Origin of the sequence: Palleronia caenipelagi (assembly GCF_007004065.1) — a bacterium.
In the GTDB taxonomy this organism is placed as follows: domain Bacteria; phylum Pseudomonadota; class Alphaproteobacteria; order Rhodobacterales; family Rhodobacteraceae; genus Palleronia; species Palleronia caenipelagi.
This window is the reverse complement of record NZ_VFSV01000016.1, coordinates 14,870-35,986: the sequence shown is the minus strand read 5'-3', so window position 1 is coordinate 35,986 and position 21,117 is coordinate 14,870. Positions and strand designations below refer to the sequence as shown.

The following is a 21,117-nucleotide window of genomic DNA, read 5'->3' as shown; positions in this document are numbered from 1 at the left end:
GTCAGTCCTCCTTGGGGCCAAAGCCCAGCAGCACGCGTTTCTCGTCGTCGCTCAGAAAATCCGCCCCGGCGATGCGCTCCCATTGGGCGTCCCGTTCCGCCGCCAGCGCCGGAACCCGGTCGAGATCGACCCGCAGCTCCAGGCTTTCGCCGGTGAAGCTCTCCATCCAATGGGCCAGCGCCCCCGCGACCCGCCCTGCCAGCGGCAGAACCGTGAGCCGATAGAACGCCCGGTTCGACTCCGCGTAATTGGCGTAGGTGGCGTCACCGGGAATGCCGAGCAGCATCGGCGGTACGCCGAAGGCCAGAGCGATCTCGCGCGCGGCGGCGTCCTTGGTTTTCTGAAACTCCATATCGGAGGGCGAAAAGCCCATGGGCTTCCAGTCGAGCCCGCCTTCGAGCAGCATGGGCCGCCCCGCATTTCGAGCCCCCTGATGATGCGCTTCCAGCTCCGCGACCAGCCGGTCGAAATGCTGCGGATCGAGCATCCCGTCCCCGCCCTGATAGACAATCGCTCCCGAGGGCCGTGCGGCATTGTCGAGCAGTGCTTTGGACCAGCGTGCGGCACTGATATGCACATCCATCGACTGCGCCGCCGATTGCAGCGGGCTCAGCCCGTAATGATCGTCCTGCGGGTGAAAACTGCGAATATGACAGATCTGCGCCGCGCCAAAGCGATGGCTGCGCCCGGCGACAGAGTAATCATACCCCACCGTCCAGCCATCCGCGCCCGGCACAACGGACATCCGGTCGGCGCGCAAAACATGTAGCTCCAGCGGCAAGCTCCCGTCCCCGACCGCCTCGACATAGCCGTTCCCGGTCAACAGGATATGGCCGTAGATGGCCTCCAGCAGCTCCGCCTGTCCCTGCGCGCCGTTCGGGCGCTTCATCAGCGACAGAAGCGGATGGGTATCCATCCGCCGCCCCTCGGCCTCCAACACCAGAGGCAGCGCGGCGGCGGCCTCGGCAATCATCCGCACGGCACGGAACACCACCGGATTGCCTTGGAACCCCGCCCGCATTAGTGACGCGCCGTCCCGGGCCGTCCAGCCGATCCGGCCCATGGCGCCGGTGGCAATCTGCGGCATCGAGAGCTTGCCCGCCGCCGAGACCTTCGTCTCTTCGGGGCTATCCGCAGCGCGCTTCAGGAAATCGAACATCTCCGGACCTCCTTCACAGACTGCGGATGGCCGGGGCCACATCGGCGCCGGTCAACAGCAATTCACTCAACGCCCAGACCAGCGCATCCACCCGGTCCGGTGAGCCACTGCCCTGAAATCCGCTCACACTCATCGCCGCCATTTGCGCCTCCAGTTCCGGCCATTCTCCCAGATGCCTGATGCGCCCCTGCTCGTAGAGAGCGGCCACAGGCTCTGCACGACCGACCTTGCCGCGAGAAGCGTAAACGGGTTTGTAAGGCACCGTACGGTCCACCTGACGCAGCACCGTCTCGACCATGTCGCCGCCCTGATTGACCTCCGCGATCACCCGGTCGGCCGCGTGGCGATGATAGGCCGCGAGCACCGCCCTGGCCCACCCCAGAGGCGTCGCTCCCTGCACGCTGGCATCCTCCAGAACCACGGCACTCTTACCGTCCTCGCGCAGCCCAGCCACGATGATGCCGCAGGTATTTGCCTTGGCCCCGGATGAAGCTGGCGGATCGACGGCCACAACGACGCGGGACAGGCTCCCCGTCCGCTCCACCCGCAGATCCGCCAGTTGCCCGGCGGTCCACAGCGCGCCCTCCACGTCTTCCAGCAGGCGTCCTTCGAGTTCCTGCAATCCAAGCCGGGAATTGCCGTAGCGATTGCGCACCTCCTCGACAAAGGAAGCCGCGAGGTTGGCGCGGTTGGCCAGCGTCCCCGCATGGGTGCTCACGGTAGTCGGGGCCGCAAGCAGCCGCTTCAGCACCGGCACATTGCGCGGCGTCGTGGTAACGCATTGGCGCGGCCGCTCCCCCAGACGAAGGCAAAATTGCAGCATGTCCCACGCCTCCTCGCCCTTGCGCCACTTGGCCAGCTCATCGACCCAGGCGGCGTCGAATTGCGGACCACGCAGGCTCTCCGGGTCATGGGCGGAAAAGGCCTGAGCCGTCGCGCCATTGGGCCAGACCAGCCTGCGCCGCGTCGCTTCCCAAACCGGGCGACGGTCCGGCGGCGAACACGCCATGATACCGCTATCGCCAAAGATCATCACCTCCCGCACCTGATCCAGCGTCTCGCCCACCAGCGCGAGGCGCGAGGCGGTGCCAGCATCAAGGGGCCGTGACCCCTCCACGATACTGCGCACCCATTCGGCCCCCGCCCGCGTCTTGCCCGCGCCGCGCCCGCCGAGGATCACCCAGGAGGTCCAGTCGCCCTCGGGGGGCAACTGGTGTTCAATGGCCCAGAACTCGAACAGATAGGGCAGCGCCAGCAATTCCTCGTCAGTCAGGCTGGTCAGGAAGCTCTCCTGTACCTGCTGCGGCGCGGAGGCGATCCAGGAGGCGCCCGATCTCGTCCCGTGCGCGATCAAAGTCGATTGCGTAACCTGTCGCCGCTCCGGCCTCTCTTTTACGTAGCTCATCGAACTTTTTCCTGTGATCATAGACGTGGTTCATGATGCGGAGGCATTCATGAAGCGCCCGTTTCACCTCCGTTTCGCTCACATCTTCCTGCGCCCGGTAGCGGTCGCGGAGCAGGTCCAGCTCCGACAGAATATCGGTGCAGGAACTCACCGCGATCTCATAGAGATGCTGTGCTTCGGACTGCGATACGGTCTCGGTGGTGTTGATGGTCATCCCCATCCCCTCTCTTGTGATCGTCCGGACCCGCCCCCACGGGTTCCGAACCGAGCACCAGTCTGGAGGAGGCGTGTTAAACGCCGCAAAGCCCGCCGTCCGATGGAGAAAGGACAGGGGTTAGCGCGAATAATCCGAGAGTTACGAGGTTTTCTGCGTAGAATCTCTGGGTCCTGTCACCCGAGCGCGCGCGCCGATCAGATGAGCTCGGCACAGGGCTTTGCCAAGCCAAGACGCACAAGCTCCGCGCCGGGTAGCTTATACAGCGCCGCCCCGACTCGCGTCCGGCCCACACGCATATACCAATCTGCCAGTCGCGGGGGATAGAACGCGGCCACCCGGCGGGACATCTGATCAAAAATCTGCGCCCTGAACCGACCCGGATCGCAGAGGGGCCATGAAATCCGAACAGTGTCTTCGGATCCACGCAGGCCCGTTTGAGCCCCAGCAACATCGTGCAGCTCGAATTACAATATCGTCCCGTCAGTACCACCCTATCACCTCTCTGCCGCAGCGCGTGGAACTGATTGATCCTGTGCGCCAGAACGCCCCCGGATCATCGCGGATCACAACTTGTCCGGCGGAGGCGATGGAGGCCACGGCGAGCCATATCAGGCAGGCCGCGAGACAAGGGCGGAAGTGTACGGAATGCAGCATAGGGCCATGCTGCGCCCCATGCGTTTCACGTTCATTGAGATTACCCCGGTCTGCTAAAGGGCTGGAAACGGATCAAAAATCCGCCTCAATCCCGTCACCATTCATAATGGTAAATTAACCAAGAAAAAGGGCGGCACCGGCCGCCCTGATCTCAATTATTGTTCCGCTGCGCTTCGATCTCGCGCCAACGTGCGACGTTGCGGTTATGCTCTTCGAGCGTCTCCGCAAAGGCATGACCGCCCGTTCCATCAGCGACGAAGAACAGGAATTCCGTCTGATCCGGCGACAACGCGGCCTCAATGGACAGCAAGCCCGGATTGGCGATGGGCGTCGGCGGAAGACCTTCAATCACGTAGGTGTTGTAAGGCGTTGCACGGTCGAGCTCAGAGCGCCGCAGGCCGCGACCCAGCACACCCTCACCTTTGGTGATGCCGTAGATCACCGTTGGGTCCGTTTGCAGGCGCATGCCACGCCGCAAGCGGTTCACAAAGACGCTGGCCACCTGCGGACGCTCTTCGGCCACGCCTGTTTCCTTCTCCACGATAGAGGCCATGACCAGCGCTTCTTCGGGCGTGTCGTAGGGCAGACCTGGCGCACGCGCCTCCCAGGCTGATGCGAGGCGCTCGGCCTGACGGGCTTCCATCCGTGCCAACAGGTTATCGCGGTCATCGCCCGCGCTCACCTCGTAGCTGTCCGGCGCCAAATAGCCCTCGGCGGGCACCTCACCCACCTCGCCATCGAGGAAATCCGCGCGCTTCAGCGCCTCGACAATCTGCCAGCTGGTCACGCCCTCGGCGATGGCGACGCGAAACCGGGTGTCGCCTTTTTCGCGCAGCCCGTCATAGCTGGCGGGCACGACACCGGCGACCGGATCAAAGGCCTCCTGCTCCTCGAACCGGCCCGTCTTCGGGTTCAGCTCGCGGATCTCAATCTCCTGACTGGCCACACCGACCCGATAGACGATCTCGGTTCCGCAGGTGGATTGACCGCCGCGGGTGACGATATCCGTCACCTCCGCCATCGACGCACCCTCGGGAACCAGATAGCTGCCCGCTTTCAAAGCGGTCGACCGGTCCGTGTAATCCGCACCGATGCGCATCAAACGGGCCGAGGTGATCACCCCATCGGTCTCCAGACGATTCGTCAGCCCGGTCATCGACGCACCCCGGTCCACACGGACACACACGGCTTGGGACAGCGGCCCCGGATCACGCCAGGCGTTGGTTCCCCAGCCAATGAGCCCGCCCACGAGCACGAGGGCCGCGATCAGGAACAGCATGCCATTGGCGACGACGTGTTTCCACATCAGTCGTGAACCCTCCGCAGGAGCAACACCGCGTTGGTGCCACCAAAGCCAAAGGAGTTGGACAAGGCGACGTCGATCTCGCGCTCTACCTTACCGTTGGCCGCCAGATCGATGACAGCATCTTCGGGCGGGGTGTCGAGGTTGATCGTCGGCGGCGCAACCTGATCGCGGATCGCCAGCGTGCTGAAAATCGCCTCAATGGCTCCCGCCGCACCGAGCAGGTGCCCGGTCATGGACTTGGTCGACGACATGGTGACCTTGGCCGCATGGTCCCCCAACAGCCGCTGCACCGCACCCATCTCGATGGTGTCCGCCATGGTCGAGGTGCCGTGGGCGTTGACATAATCGATGTCGCTCACGTCGATACCGGCGTGGCGAATTGCGGCCCGCATGGCCCGTTCGGCCCCTTCGTGGTCGGGGGGCGGGGCGGTGATGTGGTGGGCATCGCCGGACAGACCATAGCCAATCACTTCGGCGTAGATCTTGGCCCCACGGGCCTTGGCGCGCTCATATTCTTCGAGCACAAGGATCCCCGACCCTTCGCCCATGACAAATCCATCACGATCCGCATCCCACGGACGGCTGGCAGCCTTGGGGTTGTCGCCGTATTTGGTCGACAGCGCCTTGCACGCATTGAATCCGGCGATCCCGATCTCGCAAACAGCGCTCTCGGCGCCGCCAGCGATCATCACATCTGCATCGCCGTGCTGGATCAGACGGGAGGCGTCGCCGATGGCATGGGCGCCCGTGGAACACGCGGTCACAACCGAGTGGTTCGGCCCCTTGAAGCCGTACCGGATCGACACCTGACCAGAAATCAGGTTGATCAGCGAGCCGGGAATGAAGAACGGCGAGACCCGGCGCGGGCCTTTTTCCCTGATCAACAGAGCAGTGTTGGCGATGGACTCAAGCCCGCCAATCCCTGAGCCGATGATGCAGCCGATGCGCTCTTTTTCCTCGTCGCTCTCGTCACCAAGCCCCGCATCCGCGATCGCCTGCTGCGCCGCAGCCATACCGTAGAGGATGAACTGATCGACCTTGCGCTGCTCTTTCGGGTCCATCCAGTCATTCGGATTGAACGTACCGTTGGTCCCGTCGCCGCGCGGGATTTCGCAGGCATAGGTGGTCGCCAGATGCGACGCGTCAAAGCCCTTGATCGTGTCCGCCCCGGACTCTCCCGCGAGGATCCGTGACCACGTTTCCTCAACACCGCAGGCCAGCGGAGTGACCATGCCCAATCCGGTAATGACAACGCGCCGCATGAAAACCTCTCATCTCTGATCGATACCGCCCCGCTCCTACACGCTCAGACGGTCTGTTTAAAGGGGCGTTGCGGTCCTGACGCAGGGTTCCCGGACCCCCGCCAAGCCAGCACACCGCCCAAAAGAAAAGGCGCGGACCCGAAGATCCGCGCCTGTATCCGGGTCAGTCCGATAAAATCAGACGGCGCCCTTGATGTAGCTCACCGCGTCGCCGAAGGTCTGGATCGTCTCGGCGGCGTCGTCGGGGATCTCGATGCCAAACTCTTCTTCGAAGGCCATGACCAGCTCGACGGTGTCGAGGCTGTCGGCGCCCAGATCATCGATGAACGACGCGTTCTCGGTCACCTTGTCTTCTTCAACGCCGAGATGCTCGACAACTTTCTTGCGGACGCGCTGTTCGATATCGCCTTCGCTCATCTTTCAATCCTTCTTGTTCGGGACGAGCCCGGATCGTTAATTGCCCTAAGGTCAGGACAAATTTTCGGTGCAGGCAGCCCGGCCGAGCCGGACCTCACCGCTCTGCATTCCCTGCTCTTATCACAGTCGGACGCGGTGGCAATGCCTAAGCCTCGCCGCTGCGCAGCATCAGAGCATCGCCATACCACCGTTCACATGGACCGTTGTCCCGGTCACATAGCCCGCCTCGGGGCTGGCCAGATAAAGCACGGCAGCCGCGATTTCTTCGGGCGAGCCCATCCGGCCCATGGGCACCTGTGTCAGGATCCCGGCCTTCTGCTCGTCATTCAGCTTGTCGGTCATGGCGGTCTCGATGAACCCCGGCGCAACCGCGTTCACGGTGATGCCCCGGGTCGACACCTCATAGGCCAGCGATTTGGTAAAGCCGATCATCCCCGCCTTGGCGGCGGCATAGTTGGTCTGGCCCGGATTGCCAGTAGCGCCGACGATGGAGGAGATGTTGACGATCCGCCCCCAACGCGCCTTCATCATCGGGCGCATCACGGCCTGGCTGAGTTTCATAACCGCCGTCAGGTTCACATCGAGCACCGTCTGCCAGTCCTCATCCGACATCCGCATCAGGAGCTGGTCGCGGGTCACACCGGCGTTGTTGACCAGAATATCGAGCGATCCCATGGCCTCGATGGCGCGCTTCGGCAGCTCCTTGACCGCGTCTGCATCGGACAGGTTGCAGGGCAGCACATGCGCGCCCTCGCCCAGCTCGGCGGCCAGCGCCTCCAGCGGCGCCTCGCGGGTGCCGGACAGCCCCACCTGCGCACCGGCGCCATGCAGCGCCCGGGCAATCGCCCCGCCAATTCCGCCCGACGCGCCGGTGACCAGCGCCGCCTTTCCGCTCAGATCGAACATGCTCATTCTCCTTTGCCCGCCAGGGCCTTGACCTCAGCCGGTGCGCCGGCGTTCTTCGTGGCAATCGACCGGTCGATGCGCCGGACCATGCCCGAAAGCGCCTTACCCGCGCCAATTTCCCAGATCTCCGTGACGCCATCCGCTGCCATCCGCGTCACGCTCTCGCGCCAGCGCACGGAGCCGGTGACCTGACTGATCAGCAGCTCGCGAATCTCCGCCGGATCGCTCACGGGACCGGCGGTGACATTGGCAATCAGCGGCACAGCGGGCGCGGTGATCGTCGTCTCTGCCAGCGCCTCGGCCATGCGGTCGGCCGCGGGCTGCATCAGCGCACAATGGAACGGCGCGGAGACCGGCAACATCACGGCGCGCTTGGCCCCCGCTGCCTTGGCCAGCTCGACCGCCCGTTCGACAGCCTCTTTATGGCCCGACACCACAACCTGCGCCGGGTCGTTGTTATTGGCCGCCTGACAGACCTGATCGCCCGCCGCCTCGGCCGCGATCTCGGTCACTTTGGCAAAATCGAGGCCCAGAAGCGCCGCCATGGCACCGACGCCAACAGGCGTGGCGTCCTGCATGGCCTGTCCCCGCAGGCGCAGCAGCCGCGCCGCGTCGGAGATGCTGAGCGCTCCCGCCGCCGCAAGCGCCGAATACTCGCCCAGCGAATGCCCCGCCACAAACGCAGCCTGTTCCACCGACACGCCCTCGCATTTCAGCGCCGCCATGGTCGCCAGCGAGGTCGCCATCAGCGCGGGCTGCGCATTGGCGGTCAGGGTCAGCTCAGCCGCGTCACCCTCCCAGATCAGGCCCGAGAGCGTTTCGCCCAGCGCCGCGTCCACCTCGTCGAAAACCGCGCGGGCTTCGGGATAGGCCTCGGCCAGATCGCGCCCCATGCCGATCGTCTGCGCCCCCTGACCCGGGAACACCATTGCAAGTGACATCGTCACCTCCTCGTGAAATCTGCTGTCCCGGCATAGCTTTCCCGGCAAGCCAAGGCAAACACTCCGCGCGGTGGTGCACAGCCCTTGCGCGCGGTCTGTGCTGGACAAGACCCCACGCGCGCCCGACATTTACCGGAAACCCAGACCGGAGGCCCCGATGGCTCTGACCAATACCGCCAACCGCTACGGCACCGTGACGAAGGTGTTTCACTGGCTGACCGCGCTCCTGATCCTGACCAACCTGATCCTCGCTCAGATCGGCGAAGCCCTGTCCCCCGAGACCCAGCTGGCGCTGAAGGCGCAGGTCTATTCCCTGCACAAAACCGTGGGCGTTGCCGTGTTCTTCGTCGCGCTCGCCCGGATCCTCTGGGCCCTCACCCAGCCAAAACCCGGCCCCCTGCACCCGGACCGCCGCGCCGAAACCTATCTGGCCGAGCTGGTCCACTGGCATCTTTACGGCGCACTGGTGCTGGTGCCCCTGACCGGCTGGATCTACCACGCCGCCACCGAGGGGTTTGCACCGATTCTCTGGCCGTTCTCTCAGAACCTGCCGGGGCTGATCGAGAATGCAGGCATCGCCGCCCTGTTCAAAACCGCCCACCACCTCTTTGCCAAGGTGCTGGTGGTGTCATTGCTCCTGCATGTGGCGGGCGCGCTGAAACACGTTTTTGTTGACCGGGATGCCACCCTCAGGCGCATGTGGTTCGGTCAGATCGAGGCAGGCACCACATCCGATACGGCGCATCGCAGCCCGGCGCTGATCGCGCTGGCCGTCTATGTGGTCGGCGCCATCGCCGCCTTTGCCCTGACTGAACCACAGGCAGAAACCACGACCCCCACGGCCCAAGCCGCCGGGGCCGGGAACTGGGCCGTGGAAAGCGGCGAGATTGGCTTTACCGCCAACCAGTTCGGCAAGCCGGTCGACGGGAGTTTTGCCAACTGGCAGGCCGATATCAGCTTTGATGAGGCCACTGGAACCGGCGAGGTCCGGGTCGAGATCGACATCACCTCCCTGTCGCTCGGCTCGGTGACCAAAGACGCCCTCGCCCCGGCCTATTTCGACGCCGAAGCCCATCCGACCGCGCTGTTCGAGGCTGACATCGCCCCCGAGGGGGACGGCTTTACGGCCACCGGAACCTTGTCGCTGGCCGGTGAAGCAGCCGGGGTGGCCCTGCCCTTCGCCCTCACCATCGAGGACGACACCGCCACCATGTCGGGCGAAGTCACGCTGATGCGGCAGACCTTCGGGATCGGCGGCTCGGATGAGGGCACGGTCGGCTTTGAGGTGCCTGTGCGCATCAACCTGACCGCCACCCGCGCCGGCTGACCCCCGGGGGTTGCGACCCCGTAGCGCGCAAGCTATCCCGGCGGCTCTCTTGACCAGCCCGAGAGCCGCCATGACCCAGACCGTGAAACTCGCCATCGGCAGCGTCCTCATCGGCGTTCTGGTGCTGGCCATCAAAGCCTTCGCCGCATGGCTCACCGGGTCCGTGGCGCTCTATTCCGACGCGCTGGAAAGCACCGTCAACGTGGCCGCCGCCATCGCCGCGCTGGTCGCGATCCGCTACGCCGCCCGCCCCGCCGACGCCACCCACCCCTATGGACACCATAAGGCCGAGTTCGTCAGCGCGGTGCTCGAAGGCGTGCTGATCATCGTTGCGGCCCTCCTGATTATGAACGAAGCGTGGCACGTCTGGCGCGCGCCCGAGCCACTCGAACTGCCGCTGGAGGGTCTGCTGATCAACGGCGCGGCGACGGTGATCAACGCCGCTTGGGCAACGCTGCTGCTGAGGCAAGGTCGCCGCCATCGCTCGCCCGCGCTGGTGGCCGACGGGCGGCACCTGATGACCGATGTGGTCTCCTCGGCCGGGGTGGCGCTGGGGGTGCTTCTGGCGATACTCACCGGCTGGTGGTGGCTCGACCCGCTGATGGCCGCGCTGGTGGCTGTGAACATCCTGTGGTCCGGCAGCCGCCTTGTGCGCGAATCCCTCGACGGGCTCCTCGATGGCGCGGTCTCCGACGACATGCTGAACCGCCTGCGCAGCGTCATCGCCGAGACCGGCTCCGGCGCGGTGGAGGCCCATGACCTGCGCACCCGCCATGCGGGGCAAGTGGTGTTTCTGGATTTCCATCTGGTCGTGCCGGGCGAGATGACCGTCTTCGACGCGCATGAGATCTGCGACCGGATCGAAGCAGCCCTGATCCGCGAAGTCCCCGGGGCCCGAATTACGATCCATGTGGAACCAGAGCATAAGCAAAAACACTCGGGGATTGTCGTTCTCGACTGACCGTCAGAACGCGATCCCGGTTGGCAGCGGCACGGCGAGAAACTCCCGGAAACTCAGCGTAAAGACGAGGATCGCCGCGACAACGCTGGCGCTCAGGATCAGCCAGCCTTTCGCCGTCCGGCTCTCGTATTCCGACACACCGATCAGCAAGAGCCCCATCACGCACCCCGCGAGCCCAAAGCCCAGACGCGGGGCGAGCATCACAAACAGCGCCATGGCCAGCGGCACCCCGATCCGGCGACCCCATGAGCCATCGGTCAGCTCCAGCCGCACCTGCCCCGTGATCAGTGTCTGCGCCACCGCCAGCGCGCAGAGCACCAGCATCCCCAATGCGATCGTGCGCGGGAACACGGCAGCGTCGGGGTTCAGCGACGTGCTCAGCACCACCGCCGTCAACGCGATGGCCGCCATGAGACCCACCGCGATGAGATCCCCGGCGATCAGGGGCGCGGGCACACGTTCCGGCTTCGCAACCGGCACACCGCCGGGTCCCTTCAAAGCCCGCAGGCGCGGCAGGAACGGGTAGACGAAGCTCAGACAAGTCAGCGCGATGATCACCATCGACAGGGGCCGGCCAAAGAACTGCCCCGGCAGGTCCCCGATGGCCGCGCCGATGGTCCAGCTCTGCACAAACCCTTGTTCGGCGATCCGGCCAAGGATCAGCCCCAGCACGATGGGCGAGACCGCAAAGCCAAAGCGCTTCGCCAGCCAGCCCACCACCCCCAGCACCACCATGATTGCCACGTCGGACATGGAGTTGCGAATGGCAAAGGTCCCGATCACCGTCATGAAGGCCACCACCGGCACCAGCGCGGATTTCGGCGCTTTGACGATGGCGCCATAGGCGAACCGCCCGATCAGGAGGCCCACCGGCAACATCAGGATCGTCGCGAGGAACAGGCCAAAGATGAAGGTATAGACGATGTCCGATCCACCCGAAAACAGCGCCGGACCCGTGCGCACGCCTTGCACCAACAGCGCGCCGAGGATCACGGCGTCAGGTGGCGTACCGGGGATGCCGAGGACCAGCGTCGGGATAAATCCGCCGCCCACCGTCGCGTTATTGGCCGACTCGGTCGCCACGATGCCCCCGGGGTTGCCGTGCCCGTAGCTGGGCGAGCCCTTGCCCACCCGCCTCGCCTCGGAATAGGCGACAAGCCCCGCGATGGAGCCGCCCGCGCCGGGCAAGGCGCCCACCAGCGTGCCAATGACCGAGCTGCGCAGCACGTTGAATTTTTCGCGGACCAGCGTCGCAAAGGCTTCGGGAAGGCGGAACCCACGGGTGGACCCGGCCTCTTGCAAATGACGGTCGGGCCGCGCCACGAGATCGATCAGAACCGGCACACAATAAAGGCCGATCAGCGCCGATACGACCTCGATCCCTCCGAGGAGCGTCTGCGAGCCAAAGGTAAACCGCACTTCGGCGCTGGTCTCCGACACGCCGATCATCGCCAGCAGGATGCCGAACCCTGCCCCGATCATCCCCTTGAGGAAATCGCCTGTCGAAAGCGCAGCGATCAGGGAGAGGCCAAAGATCGCCAGCCAGAAATACTCGACCGGGCCAAAGGCCAGCGCCGCGCGGGCCAGAGGCGGCGCGAGCAGCAACAACGCCAGCGCCCCCACGAGCCCACCCACAACCGAGGACAGGCACGCGACCGAGACCGCCAGATCCCCGTCCCCCCGCTGCGCCATGGGATAGCCGTCAAAGGTCGTCGCGATGGCTGAGGGCGTGCCGGGGGTGTTGAGCAGGATCGCCGCGTAGGCCCCGCCATAGATCGCGCCCGTGTAGATCGCGCCCAGCAGGATCAGCGCGCTCTCGGGCGGCAGGCCAAAGGTGATCGGCACCAGCACCGCGACCGCCATGGTGGCCGTCAGACCCGGGATCGAACCGATGATGGTCCCCGCCGCAACGCCGAACAGCGCAAAGAGCAGATTGATCGGCGACAGGGCCGCCAGCACATAGTCGAACATCTCAGGAGGCCCCGTACGGTCGCGCAACAGGACCAGACCTCAGGCCCGGTCCCGGAGGTATCACTCGATGATGCCGCCCGCACGGGCCGCTTCGAGATAGATCCCGGACTGCTCCGCCATGAAGGCGTCCATCGCCTCCCCGTAGCCCACATCGACCAGGGCAAAGCCGCCATCGATCATTTTCTGCTGGAAGTCCGGATCCGCATTGATTTCGGCGATGGCGTCAGAGACAGCCTGACGGGTCTCCTCGGAGGCCGATTGCGGCACCGCGATGCCGCGATAGGCACCGGAGACGAGATCATAGCCCAGCTCCTTAAACGTCGGCACATCGGGGAAGGCCGGGTGGCGCTCCGGCATCGCGACGGCCAGCATCCGCACGGCCTCGCCCTGAGCCGCGCCGACGGTGGTATAGCCCCAGGCGGCCTTGACCTGATTGCCGAGCAGCGCGGTCACCGACGCACCGGTGCCCTGAAACGAGACATAGGTGGTCTTGATGTCGGCCATTCCGTCAAATCGGATCTGCGCCAGATGGTTCGCCGTGCCCTTGCCCGAGCCGGAGAAGATCACCGCGCCCGGGTTCTCTTTGGCATCCGCTACGAGATCGTCCAGCGTCTGATACGGGCTGTCCGCATTCACGACGATGGCGTCGGGGGTATAGTGGAACATGTAGACGGAGGTGATGTCTTCGGTCTGGAAACCCACATCACCTTGCTGCGGTTTGATAATGATATGGGGCAGGTTGATGCCCATGATCTTCGAGCCGTCGCCTGCCATGGAATTGAGCTGAGACCAGCCTACAGCCCCACCGCCGCCGGGCTGATAGGAGACCACGAGCTCCTGCCCGAACTTGTCGCTGAAAAAGGGCTGTTGCAGCCGCGCCGTGATGTCGGATTCGCCGCCGGGGCCGAAGGGGATGACGTAGTCAACATTGCCCGACGGAAACTCCTGCGCCTGCGCCACCCCAGCCAACAAACCAAAGGCTGCCGCCATAATTGTTTTCAGTTTCATGAACTTTTCCTCCCTTATTAACCTTACGAATGAACCTGAACTTCCCAAGCAGCGGAGCTTAGCTATCCCCGGCCAGCGCCCGGATTTCGGCCAGCAGATGTTCGGGCACGGTCAGGCCTTCGGCTTCCGTCCGGGCCCGTCCGTCGAGCCGCCGCGTCCCCGGCAACCGCGCGCCCTGCGCCGTCATCGCGGATAGAATCTCCTCAATCCGGCTGGCAAAGCGGCCACCTGGCGCGCCCGTCACGTCAAAGGCGATGATGAGCTGCCCCAGAGACGGCGGTTCACCCTCCGTGTCAAAGAGCGAACTCGCGTCCTTGGAGTGCTGGCCGCCGGTCAGCGTTGCCGTCAGCACCTCGACCATCAGCGCCAGCGCCGCCCCCTTGGCGCCGCCAGCGGGCAGCATGGTGCCCTTCATCGCCGCATCGGGGTCGGTGGTCGGATTGCCGTCCGCGTCCAGCGCCCATCCCTCCGGGATCGGCTTGCCGGCCTTTTGCGCAGCCATCACCTTGCCGCGCGCGACTTCCGACAGCGACAGGTCGATGACCAGCGGAGGCCCGTCCGCGCGGGGCGCCGCAAAGGCAATCGGGTTCGTCCCAAGCAGCGCCGCATTCCCCCCCCAGGGGGCCATGGCCTTGGGCGCATTGGCCACCATCAGCGCGGCAAAGCCCTGCTCCGCCAGCCGCTCCGCATGAGCGCCGATCTGGCCCGCATGGTGCGAATTATGGATCGCAGCCCCGGCAATCCCGGCCTCAGGCGTCAGGCGCGAGAGTTCCTCAATCGCCATGTCGAAGGCCGGGTAGGCAAAGCCATGCCGCGCGTCGATCTGCAAAAATCCCGTGCCGCGCCGGGTCAACACGGGTGTAGCGTGGCCATCGACCTTTCCCACGCGAGCCTGAGCCGCATAGCTGCTCACCCGCGAAAAGCCGTGCCCGCCCTGCCCGTCGATCTCGGCGGCGACCAGCGCGCGCGCGACGCTCGCGGCCTGATCCGCACCAACGTTGCTGTTTTGCAGGGCGCGGACGATGAGCGCTTCGCCCTCCGACCGCGTCAATGTGATGTTCTCACTCAAGACGTTTCAACTCCCCGATGACGTTTTCAACCGTCAGCCGACTGACGCGGCCGTTCCCTTCTGTTGTCACACCCGCAACGTGTGGGGTCAAAAAGATATTCTTCAATCCGGCGAATTTCTGCGCCGCCTCCGCCGTCAGCGGCTCCTGCGCGAACACGTCCAGCGCCGCCCCGGCCAGATCGCCGCGCCGCAGCGCTGCCGCGAGAGCCTCCTCGTCGATCACCCCGCCCCGGGCGGTGTTGATGAGCACGGCACCAGGCTTCATCCGCGCCAGCTCTGTCTGCCCGATCAGCCCCCGCGTCTCCGGTGTCATTGGCACATGCAGCGACAGCACATCGGCGCTAACCAGTAAATTGCCGAAATCGCAGCGCGCTACACCGTTCCACGCGGGATGATCGGCGGGCAGATAGGGATCATGCGCCGCGATCTCCATACCCAGCGCCCGCGCGCGCTCCGCCACCGCCCGCGCAATCTCACCGTAGCCCAACAGCCCCAGCCGTCGCCCGGCGATCTCACCGCCGATCAAAGAGGTCCGGGGCCAGTCCCCGGCCTCCATCTGCGCCCGCGCGTCGAAGCATCCCCGCACCAGCATCAACATCGCAGCGATCACATATTCCGCGACGGACAAGGTATTCGCACCAGTCGCAGGCCGGACCGTGACCCCACGCACGGCACAAGCATTAAGGTCGATATTGTCGAGCCCCACGCCCAGCCGCCCGATCACCCGCAGGCGGGGTGCAGCCTCCAGCACCTCCGCATCCACGCGGGTGCGGTTACGGACGATCAGCGCATCGACTTCCGCCACCGCAGCCAACAGCGAAGGGCGGTCCTCGACCAGCGTCGGGTCATAGAAAACCGACACCTCAGCGCCGAACCGGGTGAGCGCCTCTTCGTCCATGAACTCAGAGATCACCACCCGCCAGCGCGCCATGGTCAGGAGGCCAGCTCTTTGGCGCGGGTGCGGAGCTGGAATTTCTGGATCTTGCCCGTCGAGGTCTTGGGCAGTTCCTCGAACACGAACCGACCCGGCACCTTATAAGGCGCCATCCGCTCGCGGCACCAACTGCGGAGCTCGTCCGGATCCAGCGTCTGTCCCGCGACGCATTCGATGAACGCGCAGGGCGTTTCGCCCCATTTCTCATGGGGCATCGCTACGACGGCGACCAGCTCAACACCCTGATGTTTATAGAGCATCTCCTCAACCTCGATGGATGAGATATTCTCTCCGCCCGAGATGATCACATCCTTGGAGCGGTCCTTGAGCTGGATATAGCCGTCAGGATAGACCACCCCGAGATCACCGGAATGGAACCAGCCCCCGGCAAAGGCCTCCTCGGTGGATTTCGGGTTCCGGAAATAGCCCTTCATCACCACATTGCCGCGGAACATCACCTCGCCCATGGTCTCGCCGTCTCGGGGGACGGGTTGCATGGTTTCGGGATCCAGCACATCGAGCCCTTCGAGCGGCAAATACCGCACGCCCTGACGGGATTTCAGCCGCGCCTGCTCGCTCGGGTCCAGCCCAGACCAGTCGTCGTGCCAGTCATTGACCACGGCGGGGCCATAGGTCTCGGTGAGGCCGTAGAGATGCGTCACCTCGAACCCGGCCTGCCCCATATCGGCAAGCACCCGCTCCGGCGGCGGGGCGGCGGCGGTGAAGAACTGCACCCGGTGCGGCAGCGGACGGGTTTCCACCCCGGCCGCCGTTATGAGCAAGGACATGACGATGGGCGCACCGCAGAGATGGGTGACCTGTTCGTTGATCAGCGCATCCCAGATCGGCTCGGCCCGGACCTGCCGCAAACACACATGGGTGCCGTTGATCGCCGACAGCGTCCACGGGAAGCACCAGCCGTTGCAGTGGAACATTGGCAGGGTCCAGAGATAGACCGCGTGTTTCTGCATCGAGGTGGTCAGCGCATTGCCCTGCGCCAGCAGATAGGCGCCGCGATGGTGATAGACCACGCCCTTGGGATCGCCGGTGGTGCCGGAGGTGTAGTTGATCGCGATAGCGTCCCATTCATCCTGCGGCATCAGCCACTGGAACTCCGGGTCGCCCGCGGAGACCATGTCTTCGTAATCGGGTACATTCGCATTGCCACCGGGGCCGGAATATTCCGGATCGTCGTACTGGATAACGGGCGGCGGCGTCTTGCAGAGGGCCAGCGCCTCTTGCAGGAGCGGCATGAACTCGCGGTCCACGATCACCAGCTTTGACTGGGCATGATCGAGCTGAAAAGCTATGATCGCCGCATCGAGTCGCGTGTTGATCGCGTGCAGCACACCCCCGCACATGGGCACGCCGTAATGGCATTCGAGCATCGCGGGCACGTTGGGCAACAGCGCCGAGACCGTATCATTGCGCCCGATCCCGTAGCGGCTGGCGAGACCGGAGGCGAGCTGGCGGGCGCGGGCGTAAAACTCCGCATAGCTCCGGCGGAGCGACCCGTGGACGATGGCCGGATGATCCGGAAAGACACTCGCGGCCCGCTCCAGAAATGTCAGCGGCGTCAGCGGCTGGTAATTGGCCGGGTTGCGGTCGAGCCCAACCTCATAGGGGTTCGCCTCAGCCATCTCAGTGGTCCTCCCATTGCGGGGCGCGTTTCTCGATGAACGCGCCGATGCCTTCTTCGGCGTCGCGGGCCAGCATGTTTTCCACCATCACCTGCGCGGCGTAGTCATAGGCTTCGGCGAGAGGCATTTCGCGCTGGGCGTAATAGGCACGCTTGCCGGTGGAGACGGTCAGGATCGATTTCGATGCGATCTGTTCTGCGAGCGCCATGGTGGTCTCTGTCAGCGCCTCGGGCGCGGCGACCCGGTTCACCAGGCCCATCTCGGCCGCGCGGGCGGCAGGGATCATGTCGCCGGTCAGGAGCATCTCCATGGCGTGCTTGTTCGTGACGTTTCGGGACAGGGCTACCATGGGGGTCGAGCAAAACAGGCCGATATTGACCCCCGGCGTGCTGAACCGTGCCTCTTCCGACGCCACCGCCAGATCGCAGGTGGCCACAAGTTGGCACCCGGCTGCGGTGGCGATCCCCGCGACCTCGGCGATGACGGGTTTCGGACAGGCGACGATGCCCTGCATGACACCAGCGCAGCTTTGCATCATGCGGGTGAAGTCCTCGCGCCCCCGATCCGCCGCCTGCCGCGCGGCGGTCAGCTCCTTCAGATCGTGCCCAGCGCAAAAGGCCGGACCATGGGCGGCCAGCACGATGACCCGCACGGCGGGGTCCTGCCCCGCCTCCGCGATCGCCGTTCCCAGCCGGGAGAGCATCTCCTCGGAGAGCGCATTACGCCGGCGCCCGTCATTCAGCGTCAGCCGCAGCACGCCGGTGTCGTGGCGTTCGGACAGCAGGATATCGGTGTCGCTCATGGTCTTGCCTCCCCTCCGGGCCGTTCAGCCCACCTTCACCTCGACATGCTCCGCGAGACTGTTGGCGACGAAGCAATAGCGGTGCGCGCGGTCCTGCATCTTGGCCATGTCCTCGTCGGAGACCTCGAACCCGTCATCAAACCCCACCTCAGGATTCAGATCGATCCGGGTGACGGCCACGCGCCCCTTGGGACCTTTTCCCAGATGCGCGACGGCGTGGTCGCGGTAGCTGGCCACCGGCCACTTGGCCTTGGCGGCGAGCGCGAGGAAGGTCATCATGTGGCAGCTCGCCAGCGCGGCGGCCAGCGCCTGCTCCGGGTTCCCGTTGGCCGGGTCGCCGTGATACTCGGGCGCGGCGTCCATGGTCACGGCCAGCGCGTCGTTATAGTCGACACGGTGGGCAGTGCTGTAGGCACCAGCGGCAAATTCGGGCTCGCTGCGCTCCCAGTTCAGGCTGACGGACAGATCGGACATGGGCTTTCTCCCTGAAACTTCGTTTGGACTATCAGTCACAGGCCGGGCAGCAGCGTCAAGCCGATGAGGATGTAGACGGCCAGAAACACGGTCTCCGCCACCAGAAACAGGGCTGCGGACGCACCAACATTGGCGATGTCTTTGGGCATCGTCTTCATGCCCACGGCGGCAATGGCCGTCAGCAGGAGCCAGCGCGAGGCGGCAGAGGCAAAGGCGGTGACGGAGGCCGGCAGCCAGCCCAGCGACGAGAGCACCGCCAGCACGATGAATCCCATGACGAAAAGCGGCACCAACGGCGGGCGCCCCTCGCCCACCTCCGCGCTCCGGGCCATGGAGCGGATCACCAGCGAGGCCACCAGCACGATGGGGGCCAGCATCAGCACCCGCAACAGTTTCACCAGCGTGGCGACATTGCCCGTTTCCTCGGATACGGAGAACCCCGCCCCCACCACCTGCGCCACATCATGGATCGTCGCGCCGATAAAGATGCCGGTCGTGCGGTGGTCGAGTTGAAAGAGATCGGTGAGGATCGGATAGGTGATCATCGCAACGGTCGAGAGCAGCGTGACGCCTACGACGGTAAAGATCAGCCGTTCCTCGGAGCGCTCATCCTTGGGCAGGATCGCGGCAATGGCCATGGCCGCAGAGGCACCACAGATCGCCACCGCGCCCGAGGACAGAAAGGCAAAGCGGTACTTGAAACCGAAGAACCGCGAAGCGACGAGGCCAAAGCCAATGGTCAGGATGGTGCCCGAGACCACCAGAAGGATCGTCTGCACGCCCAGCACGCTCAGCACCTCGGTGGTGATACGCACACCCAGCAGGGCCACGCCCAGCCGCAGAACGGTTTTCGAGCCAAAGGCGATGCCGGGCTTCGTCTTCTCCTCAGCACTGAGAAAATTCATCGCCATGCCGAACAGGAGCGCCAACAGGATCGCGGGGGCTCCGTAATGCTCGGCGATGAATTCACTGGCGAGCGCAATGACAGCCGCCACAAGCAGCCCCGGAAACAGCTGCTGGGCACGATCCATGAGCCCGGTCAGTCTCGCCTGTGCCATTCATGACGTCCTTTTTTTGATTTTGCGGGGAGCGGCGGCGCTCGACCCGATCTGATGTCCCATGCGAGGACCGGAAACAGGGCGGACGAGAGATCCCGTCCGCCCAAGGCCGCATCAGGCGGAGCGGTAGAGCTTGGTCATCGAGAACTCGCGGTGACCCAGAGCCTCGGCCGCGGTGTTGCGGCCATTGGCGGTGCGGCGGATCATGTCGATCAGCTCGTCGCCTGCCTCGTCGATGGTCATCTCGCGGCGCAGGATGCCCGACACGTCCACGTCCACATGCTCGGCCATGGTGCGCACGGTGCGCGGGTTGGCGGTGATCTTGATCACCGGCACGATCGGGTTGCCGATCACGTTACCCTGACCCGTGGGGAAGGTGTGGATCACCGCACCACCCGCCGCCATCAGCGTCACGCATTCCGCCGCCGCCGAGGAGCTGTCCATGAAGTAGAGACCGTTACCGGACTCGGGCGCCTCAGCCGGATCGAGGATGTCGATGAACTGCGAGGTCCGGCCGATCTTTTCGAGGTTGCCGAGGGCCTTTTCCTCGATGGTGGTCAGGCCGCCTTCGATGTTGCCCTTGGTGGGCTGGCTGTCCGACAGGTCATCGGTCTGGTGCGCAAAGATGACGTCGTCCTGGTAGGCCTTCCACATCTTGTACCAGCGCTCGCCAACCTCTTCATTGATCGCGCGCTTCTGGCAGATATGCTCGGCGCCGGTGATCTCGGAGGTCTCGCCGAAGAAGCCGTAGATGCCCTCGGGCAGCAGCTTGTCATACATGTTGCCGACGGTCGGGCAGGAGCCGAGACCGGTGGTGGTGTCGGACTCGCCGCACTTGGTTGAGACCCAAAGCTCGTTAATGTTGCACTCTTCGCGCTGCAACTCGGACGCCCAGTGGACGTATTCCTTGGCCTTCCAGCTCGCCTGACGGATGGTCTCAAGATCACCCTTCTGCTCGATGGAAATGCCCCAGACCGGCTTGCCGGTCTTCGCGATGCCATCGACGACGCGCTGGGTCCAGCCCGGCTCGATGCCGATCACGACCACGGCGGCAACGTTGGGGTTGGCGCCGGTGCCGATGATGGTGCGGAAATGGACCTCGAGGTCTTCGCCGAACTGCAGACGGCCATAGGCGTGGGGGATCGCCATGGTGCCTTTGATGTTGTTGGCAACGGCCTCACAGGCGGCGTTGGAGATGTCATCCAGCGGCAGGATGACAACGTGATTGCGGACGCCGACGCGGCCATTCTCGCGCCGGTAGCCCATGAAAGTCATGTTGGAATATTTCGACATGGGGAGAGCTCCTTACCAGCGCTTCGTCTTGACGTTGTGGGTGTGGACGTGGCCGCCCTTCGGGATGTCGGCGATGACCTTGCCGATATCCTCGCCGTATTTGATGCAGGTGTCGCCTTCCTTGAGGTCCTTCAGGGCGATCTTGTGCCCGATCGGCACATCGGCGCCGGAAGTGAGGCGGAAGGTGGAATTGTCGTGGGTGACGCAGACCAGCATATCGGTGCTGGCGGTCAGGCCCTCGACGACGACAACACCCACGTTGTCATCGTGTTCGTGGACAAGAAGTTGGGGAATTTCAGCCATGAATACTCTC

General features: G+C 64.7%; 20 protein-coding genes. 2 read left to right on the top strand and 18 right to left on the bottom strand.

Going from position 1 to position 21,117, the window contains the following annotated elements:
- Position 1: 1 nt before the first annotated feature.
- The 8 genes from FEV53_RS10695 to fabD form a co-directional block, all read right to left on the bottom strand.
- The gene (locus tag FEV53_RS10695) at positions 2-1,159 is read right to left on the bottom strand and encodes a phage portal protein (protein ID WP_142834806.1); all 1,158 of its coding nucleotides are present in this window, start codon (positions 1,157-1,159) and stop codon (positions 2-4) included.
- Positions 1,160-1,172: 13 nt separating this feature from the next.
- Positions 1,173-2,513 carry a DNA-packaging protein gene (locus tag FEV53_RS10690; RefSeq protein ID WP_246100784.1) on the bottom strand — a complete coding sequence of 447 codons (1,341 nt, stop codon included), beginning with the start codon at positions 2,511-2,513 and terminating at the stop codon, positions 1,173-1,175.
- Complete coding sequence (locus tag FEV53_RS21490; RefSeq protein ID WP_246100783.1) at positions 2,425-2,778, bottom strand: hypothetical protein; 354 nt, start codon at positions 2,776-2,778, stop codon at positions 2,425-2,427. Before FEV53_RS21490 ends, FEV53_RS10690 begins: the two co-directional genes overlap by 89 nt.
- An 808-nt stretch (positions 2,779-3,586) precedes the next feature.
- Complete coding sequence (gene mltG / locus FEV53_RS10685; RefSeq protein WP_142834804.1) at positions 3,587-4,741, bottom strand: endolytic transglycosylase MltG; 1,155 nt, start codon at positions 4,739-4,741, stop codon at positions 3,587-3,589.
- The gene (fabF, locus tag FEV53_RS10680; RefSeq protein WP_142834803.1) at positions 4,741-6,003 is read right to left on the bottom strand and encodes a beta-ketoacyl-ACP synthase II; all 1,263 of its coding nucleotides are present in this window, start codon (positions 6,001-6,003) and stop codon (positions 4,741-4,743) included. The genes mltG and fabF overlap by 1 nt, the downstream gene beginning before the upstream one ends.
- 177 nt (positions 6,004-6,180) lie before the next feature.
- Positions 6,181-6,420, bottom strand: a complete 240-nt coding sequence (locus FEV53_RS10675) for an acyl carrier protein (protein WP_142834802.1) — start codon at positions 6,418-6,420, stop codon at positions 6,181-6,183.
- A gap of 168 nt (positions 6,421-6,588) precedes the next feature.
- A complete protein-coding gene (gene fabG / locus FEV53_RS10670) occupies positions 6,589-7,326 on the bottom strand; it encodes a 3-oxoacyl-ACP reductase FabG (RefSeq protein WP_142834801.1) in 738 nt (245 codons plus the stop codon).
- Between the two features lie 2 nt (positions 7,327-7,328).
- A complete protein-coding gene (gene fabD / locus FEV53_RS10665) occupies positions 7,329-8,267 on the bottom strand; it encodes an ACP S-malonyltransferase (protein ID WP_142834800.1) in 939 nt (312 codons plus the stop codon).
- 157 nt (positions 8,268-8,424) lie between these two features.
- Here fabD and FEV53_RS10660 point away from each other — a divergent pair, with 157 nt between their 5' ends.
- Together FEV53_RS10660 and FEV53_RS10655 are read left to right on the top strand one after the other, a co-directional pair.
- Positions 8,425-9,594 (top strand): cytochrome b/b6 domain-containing protein, encoded by a 1,170-nt coding sequence (locus FEV53_RS10660; protein ID WP_142834799.1) that lies wholly within the window; start codon positions 8,425-8,427, stop codon positions 9,592-9,594.
- Positions 9,595-9,664: 70 nt separating this feature from the next.
- The gene (locus tag FEV53_RS10655) at positions 9,665-10,555 is read left to right on the top strand and encodes a cation diffusion facilitator family transporter (RefSeq protein ID WP_142834798.1); all 891 of its coding nucleotides are present in this window, start codon (positions 9,665-9,667) and stop codon (positions 10,553-10,555) included.
- A gap of 3 nt (positions 10,556-10,558) precedes the next feature.
- Here the strand turns inward: FEV53_RS10655 and FEV53_RS10650 are convergent, their stop codons facing one another.
- The 10 genes from FEV53_RS10650 to FEV53_RS10605 form a co-directional block, all read right to left on the bottom strand.
- Positions 10,559-12,526 (bottom strand): tripartite tricarboxylate transporter permease, encoded by a 1,968-nt coding sequence (locus FEV53_RS10650; RefSeq protein WP_142834797.1) that lies wholly within the window; start codon positions 12,524-12,526, stop codon positions 10,559-10,561.
- A 60-nt stretch (positions 12,527-12,586) separates the two neighbouring features.
- Positions 12,587-13,534: a tripartite tricarboxylate transporter substrate binding protein gene (locus FEV53_RS10645; protein ID WP_221931607.1), complete on the bottom strand. Its 948-nt coding sequence runs from the start codon at positions 13,532-13,534 to the stop codon at positions 12,587-12,589.
- Positions 13,535-13,592: 58 nt separating this feature from the next.
- The gene (locus FEV53_RS10640; RefSeq protein WP_142834796.1) at positions 13,593-14,603 is read right to left on the bottom strand and encodes an Ldh family oxidoreductase; all 1,011 of its coding nucleotides are present in this window, start codon (positions 14,601-14,603) and stop codon (positions 13,593-13,595) included.
- Positions 14,596-15,534: a hydroxyacid dehydrogenase gene (locus tag FEV53_RS10635; protein WP_221931606.1), complete on the bottom strand. Its 939-nt coding sequence runs from the start codon at positions 15,532-15,534 to the stop codon at positions 14,596-14,598. The genes FEV53_RS10640 and FEV53_RS10635 overlap by 8 nt, the downstream gene beginning before the upstream one ends.
- A 2-nt stretch (positions 15,535-15,536) precedes the next feature.
- Positions 15,537-17,177 carry an acyl-CoA synthetase gene (locus tag FEV53_RS10630; RefSeq protein ID WP_142834795.1) on the bottom strand — a complete coding sequence of 547 codons (1,641 nt, stop codon included), beginning with the start codon at positions 17,175-17,177 and terminating at the stop codon, positions 15,537-15,539.
- A gap of 1 nt (position 17,178) precedes the next feature.
- Positions 17,179-17,979 (bottom strand): enoyl-CoA hydratase, encoded by an 801-nt coding sequence (locus FEV53_RS10625; protein WP_142834794.1) that lies wholly within the window; start codon positions 17,977-17,979, stop codon positions 17,179-17,181.
- Positions 17,980-18,003: 24 nt separating this feature from the next.
- Positions 18,004-18,453 (bottom strand): OsmC family protein, encoded by a 450-nt coding sequence (locus FEV53_RS10620; RefSeq protein WP_142834793.1) that lies wholly within the window; start codon positions 18,451-18,453, stop codon positions 18,004-18,006.
- A 35-nt stretch (positions 18,454-18,488) separates the two neighbouring features.
- Positions 18,489-19,511 (bottom strand): YeiH family protein, encoded by a 1,023-nt coding sequence (locus tag FEV53_RS10615; RefSeq protein ID WP_142834792.1) that lies wholly within the window; start codon positions 19,509-19,511, stop codon positions 18,489-18,491.
- Positions 19,512-19,625: 114 nt separating this feature from the next.
- Positions 19,626-20,804: a UxaA family hydrolase gene (locus FEV53_RS10610; RefSeq protein ID WP_142834791.1), complete on the bottom strand. Its 1,179-nt coding sequence runs from the start codon at positions 20,802-20,804 to the stop codon at positions 19,626-19,628.
- Positions 20,805-20,816: 12 nt separating this feature from the next.
- Positions 20,817-21,107, bottom strand: a complete 291-nt coding sequence (locus tag FEV53_RS10605; RefSeq protein ID WP_142834790.1) for a UxaA family hydrolase — start codon at positions 21,105-21,107, stop codon at positions 20,817-20,819.
- Positions 21,108-21,117: the final 10 nt, after the last annotated feature.

What these genes read in the sequence shown, in the direction of transcription:
- FEV53_RS10660 (WP_142834799.1), top strand. Translation starts at nt 8,425, where the DNA reads ATGGCTCTGACCAATACCGCCAACCGCTACGGCACCGTGACGAAGGTG.
- mltG (WP_142834804.1), bottom strand. Translation starts at nt 4,741, where the DNA reads ATGTGGAAACACGTCGTCGCCAATGGCATGCTGTTCCTGATCGCGGCC.
- FEV53_RS10655 (WP_142834798.1), top strand. Translation starts at nt 9,665, where the DNA reads ATGACCCAGACCGTGAAACTCGCCATCGGCAGCGTCCTCATCGGCGTT.
- FEV53_RS10610 (WP_142834791.1), bottom strand. Translation starts at nt 20,804, where the DNA reads ATGTCGAAATATTCCAACATGACTTTCATGGGCTACCGGCGCGAGAAT.
- FEV53_RS10625 (WP_142834794.1), bottom strand. Translation starts at nt 17,979, where the DNA reads ATGAGCGACACCGATATCCTGCTGTCCGAACGCCACGACACCGGCGTG.
- FEV53_RS10620 (WP_142834793.1), bottom strand. Translation starts at nt 18,453, where the DNA reads ATGTCCGATCTGTCCGTCAGCCTGAACTGGGAGCGCAGCGAGCCCGAA.
- FEV53_RS10650 (WP_142834797.1), bottom strand. Translation starts at nt 12,526, where the DNA reads ATGTTCGACTATGTGCTGGCGGCCCTGTCGCCGATCAATCTGCTCTTT.
- FEV53_RS10675 (WP_142834802.1), bottom strand. Translation starts at nt 6,420, where the DNA reads ATGAGCGAAGGCGATATCGAACAGCGCGTCCGCAAGAAAGTTGTCGAG.
- FEV53_RS10630 (WP_142834795.1), bottom strand. Translation starts at nt 17,177, where the DNA reads ATGGCTGAGGCGAACCCCTATGAGGTTGGGCTCGACCGCAACCCGGCC.
- fabF (WP_142834803.1), bottom strand. Translation starts at nt 6,003, where the DNA reads ATGCGGCGCGTTGTCATTACCGGATTGGGCATGGTCACTCCGCTGGCC.
- FEV53_RS21490 (WP_246100783.1), bottom strand. Translation starts at nt 2,778, where the DNA reads ATGACCATCAACACCACCGAGACCGTATCGCAGTCCGAAGCACAGCAT.
- FEV53_RS10605 (WP_142834790.1), bottom strand. Translation starts at nt 21,107, where the DNA reads ATGGCTGAAATTCCCCAACTTCTTGTCCACGAACACGATGACAACGTG.
- fabD (WP_142834800.1), bottom strand. Translation starts at nt 8,267, where the DNA reads ATGTCACTTGCAATGGTGTTCCCGGGTCAGGGGGCGCAGACGATCGGC.
- FEV53_RS10635 (WP_221931606.1), bottom strand. Translation starts at nt 15,534, where the DNA reads ATGGCGCGCTGGCGGGTGGTGATCTCTGAGTTCATGGACGAAGAGGCG.
- FEV53_RS10615 (WP_142834792.1), bottom strand. Translation starts at nt 19,511, where the DNA reads ATGGCACAGGCGAGACTGACCGGGCTCATGGATCGTGCCCAGCAGCTG.
- FEV53_RS10645 (WP_221931607.1), bottom strand. Translation starts at nt 13,534, where the DNA reads ATGAAACTGAAAACAATTATGGCGGCAGCCTTTGGTTTGTTGGCTGGG.
- fabG (WP_142834801.1), bottom strand. Translation starts at nt 7,326, where the DNA reads ATGTTCGATCTGAGCGGAAAGGCGGCGCTGGTCACCGGCGCGTCGGGC.
- FEV53_RS10695 (WP_142834806.1), bottom strand. Translation starts at nt 1,159, where the DNA reads ATGTTCGATTTCCTGAAGCGCGCTGCGGATAGCCCCGAAGAGACGAAG.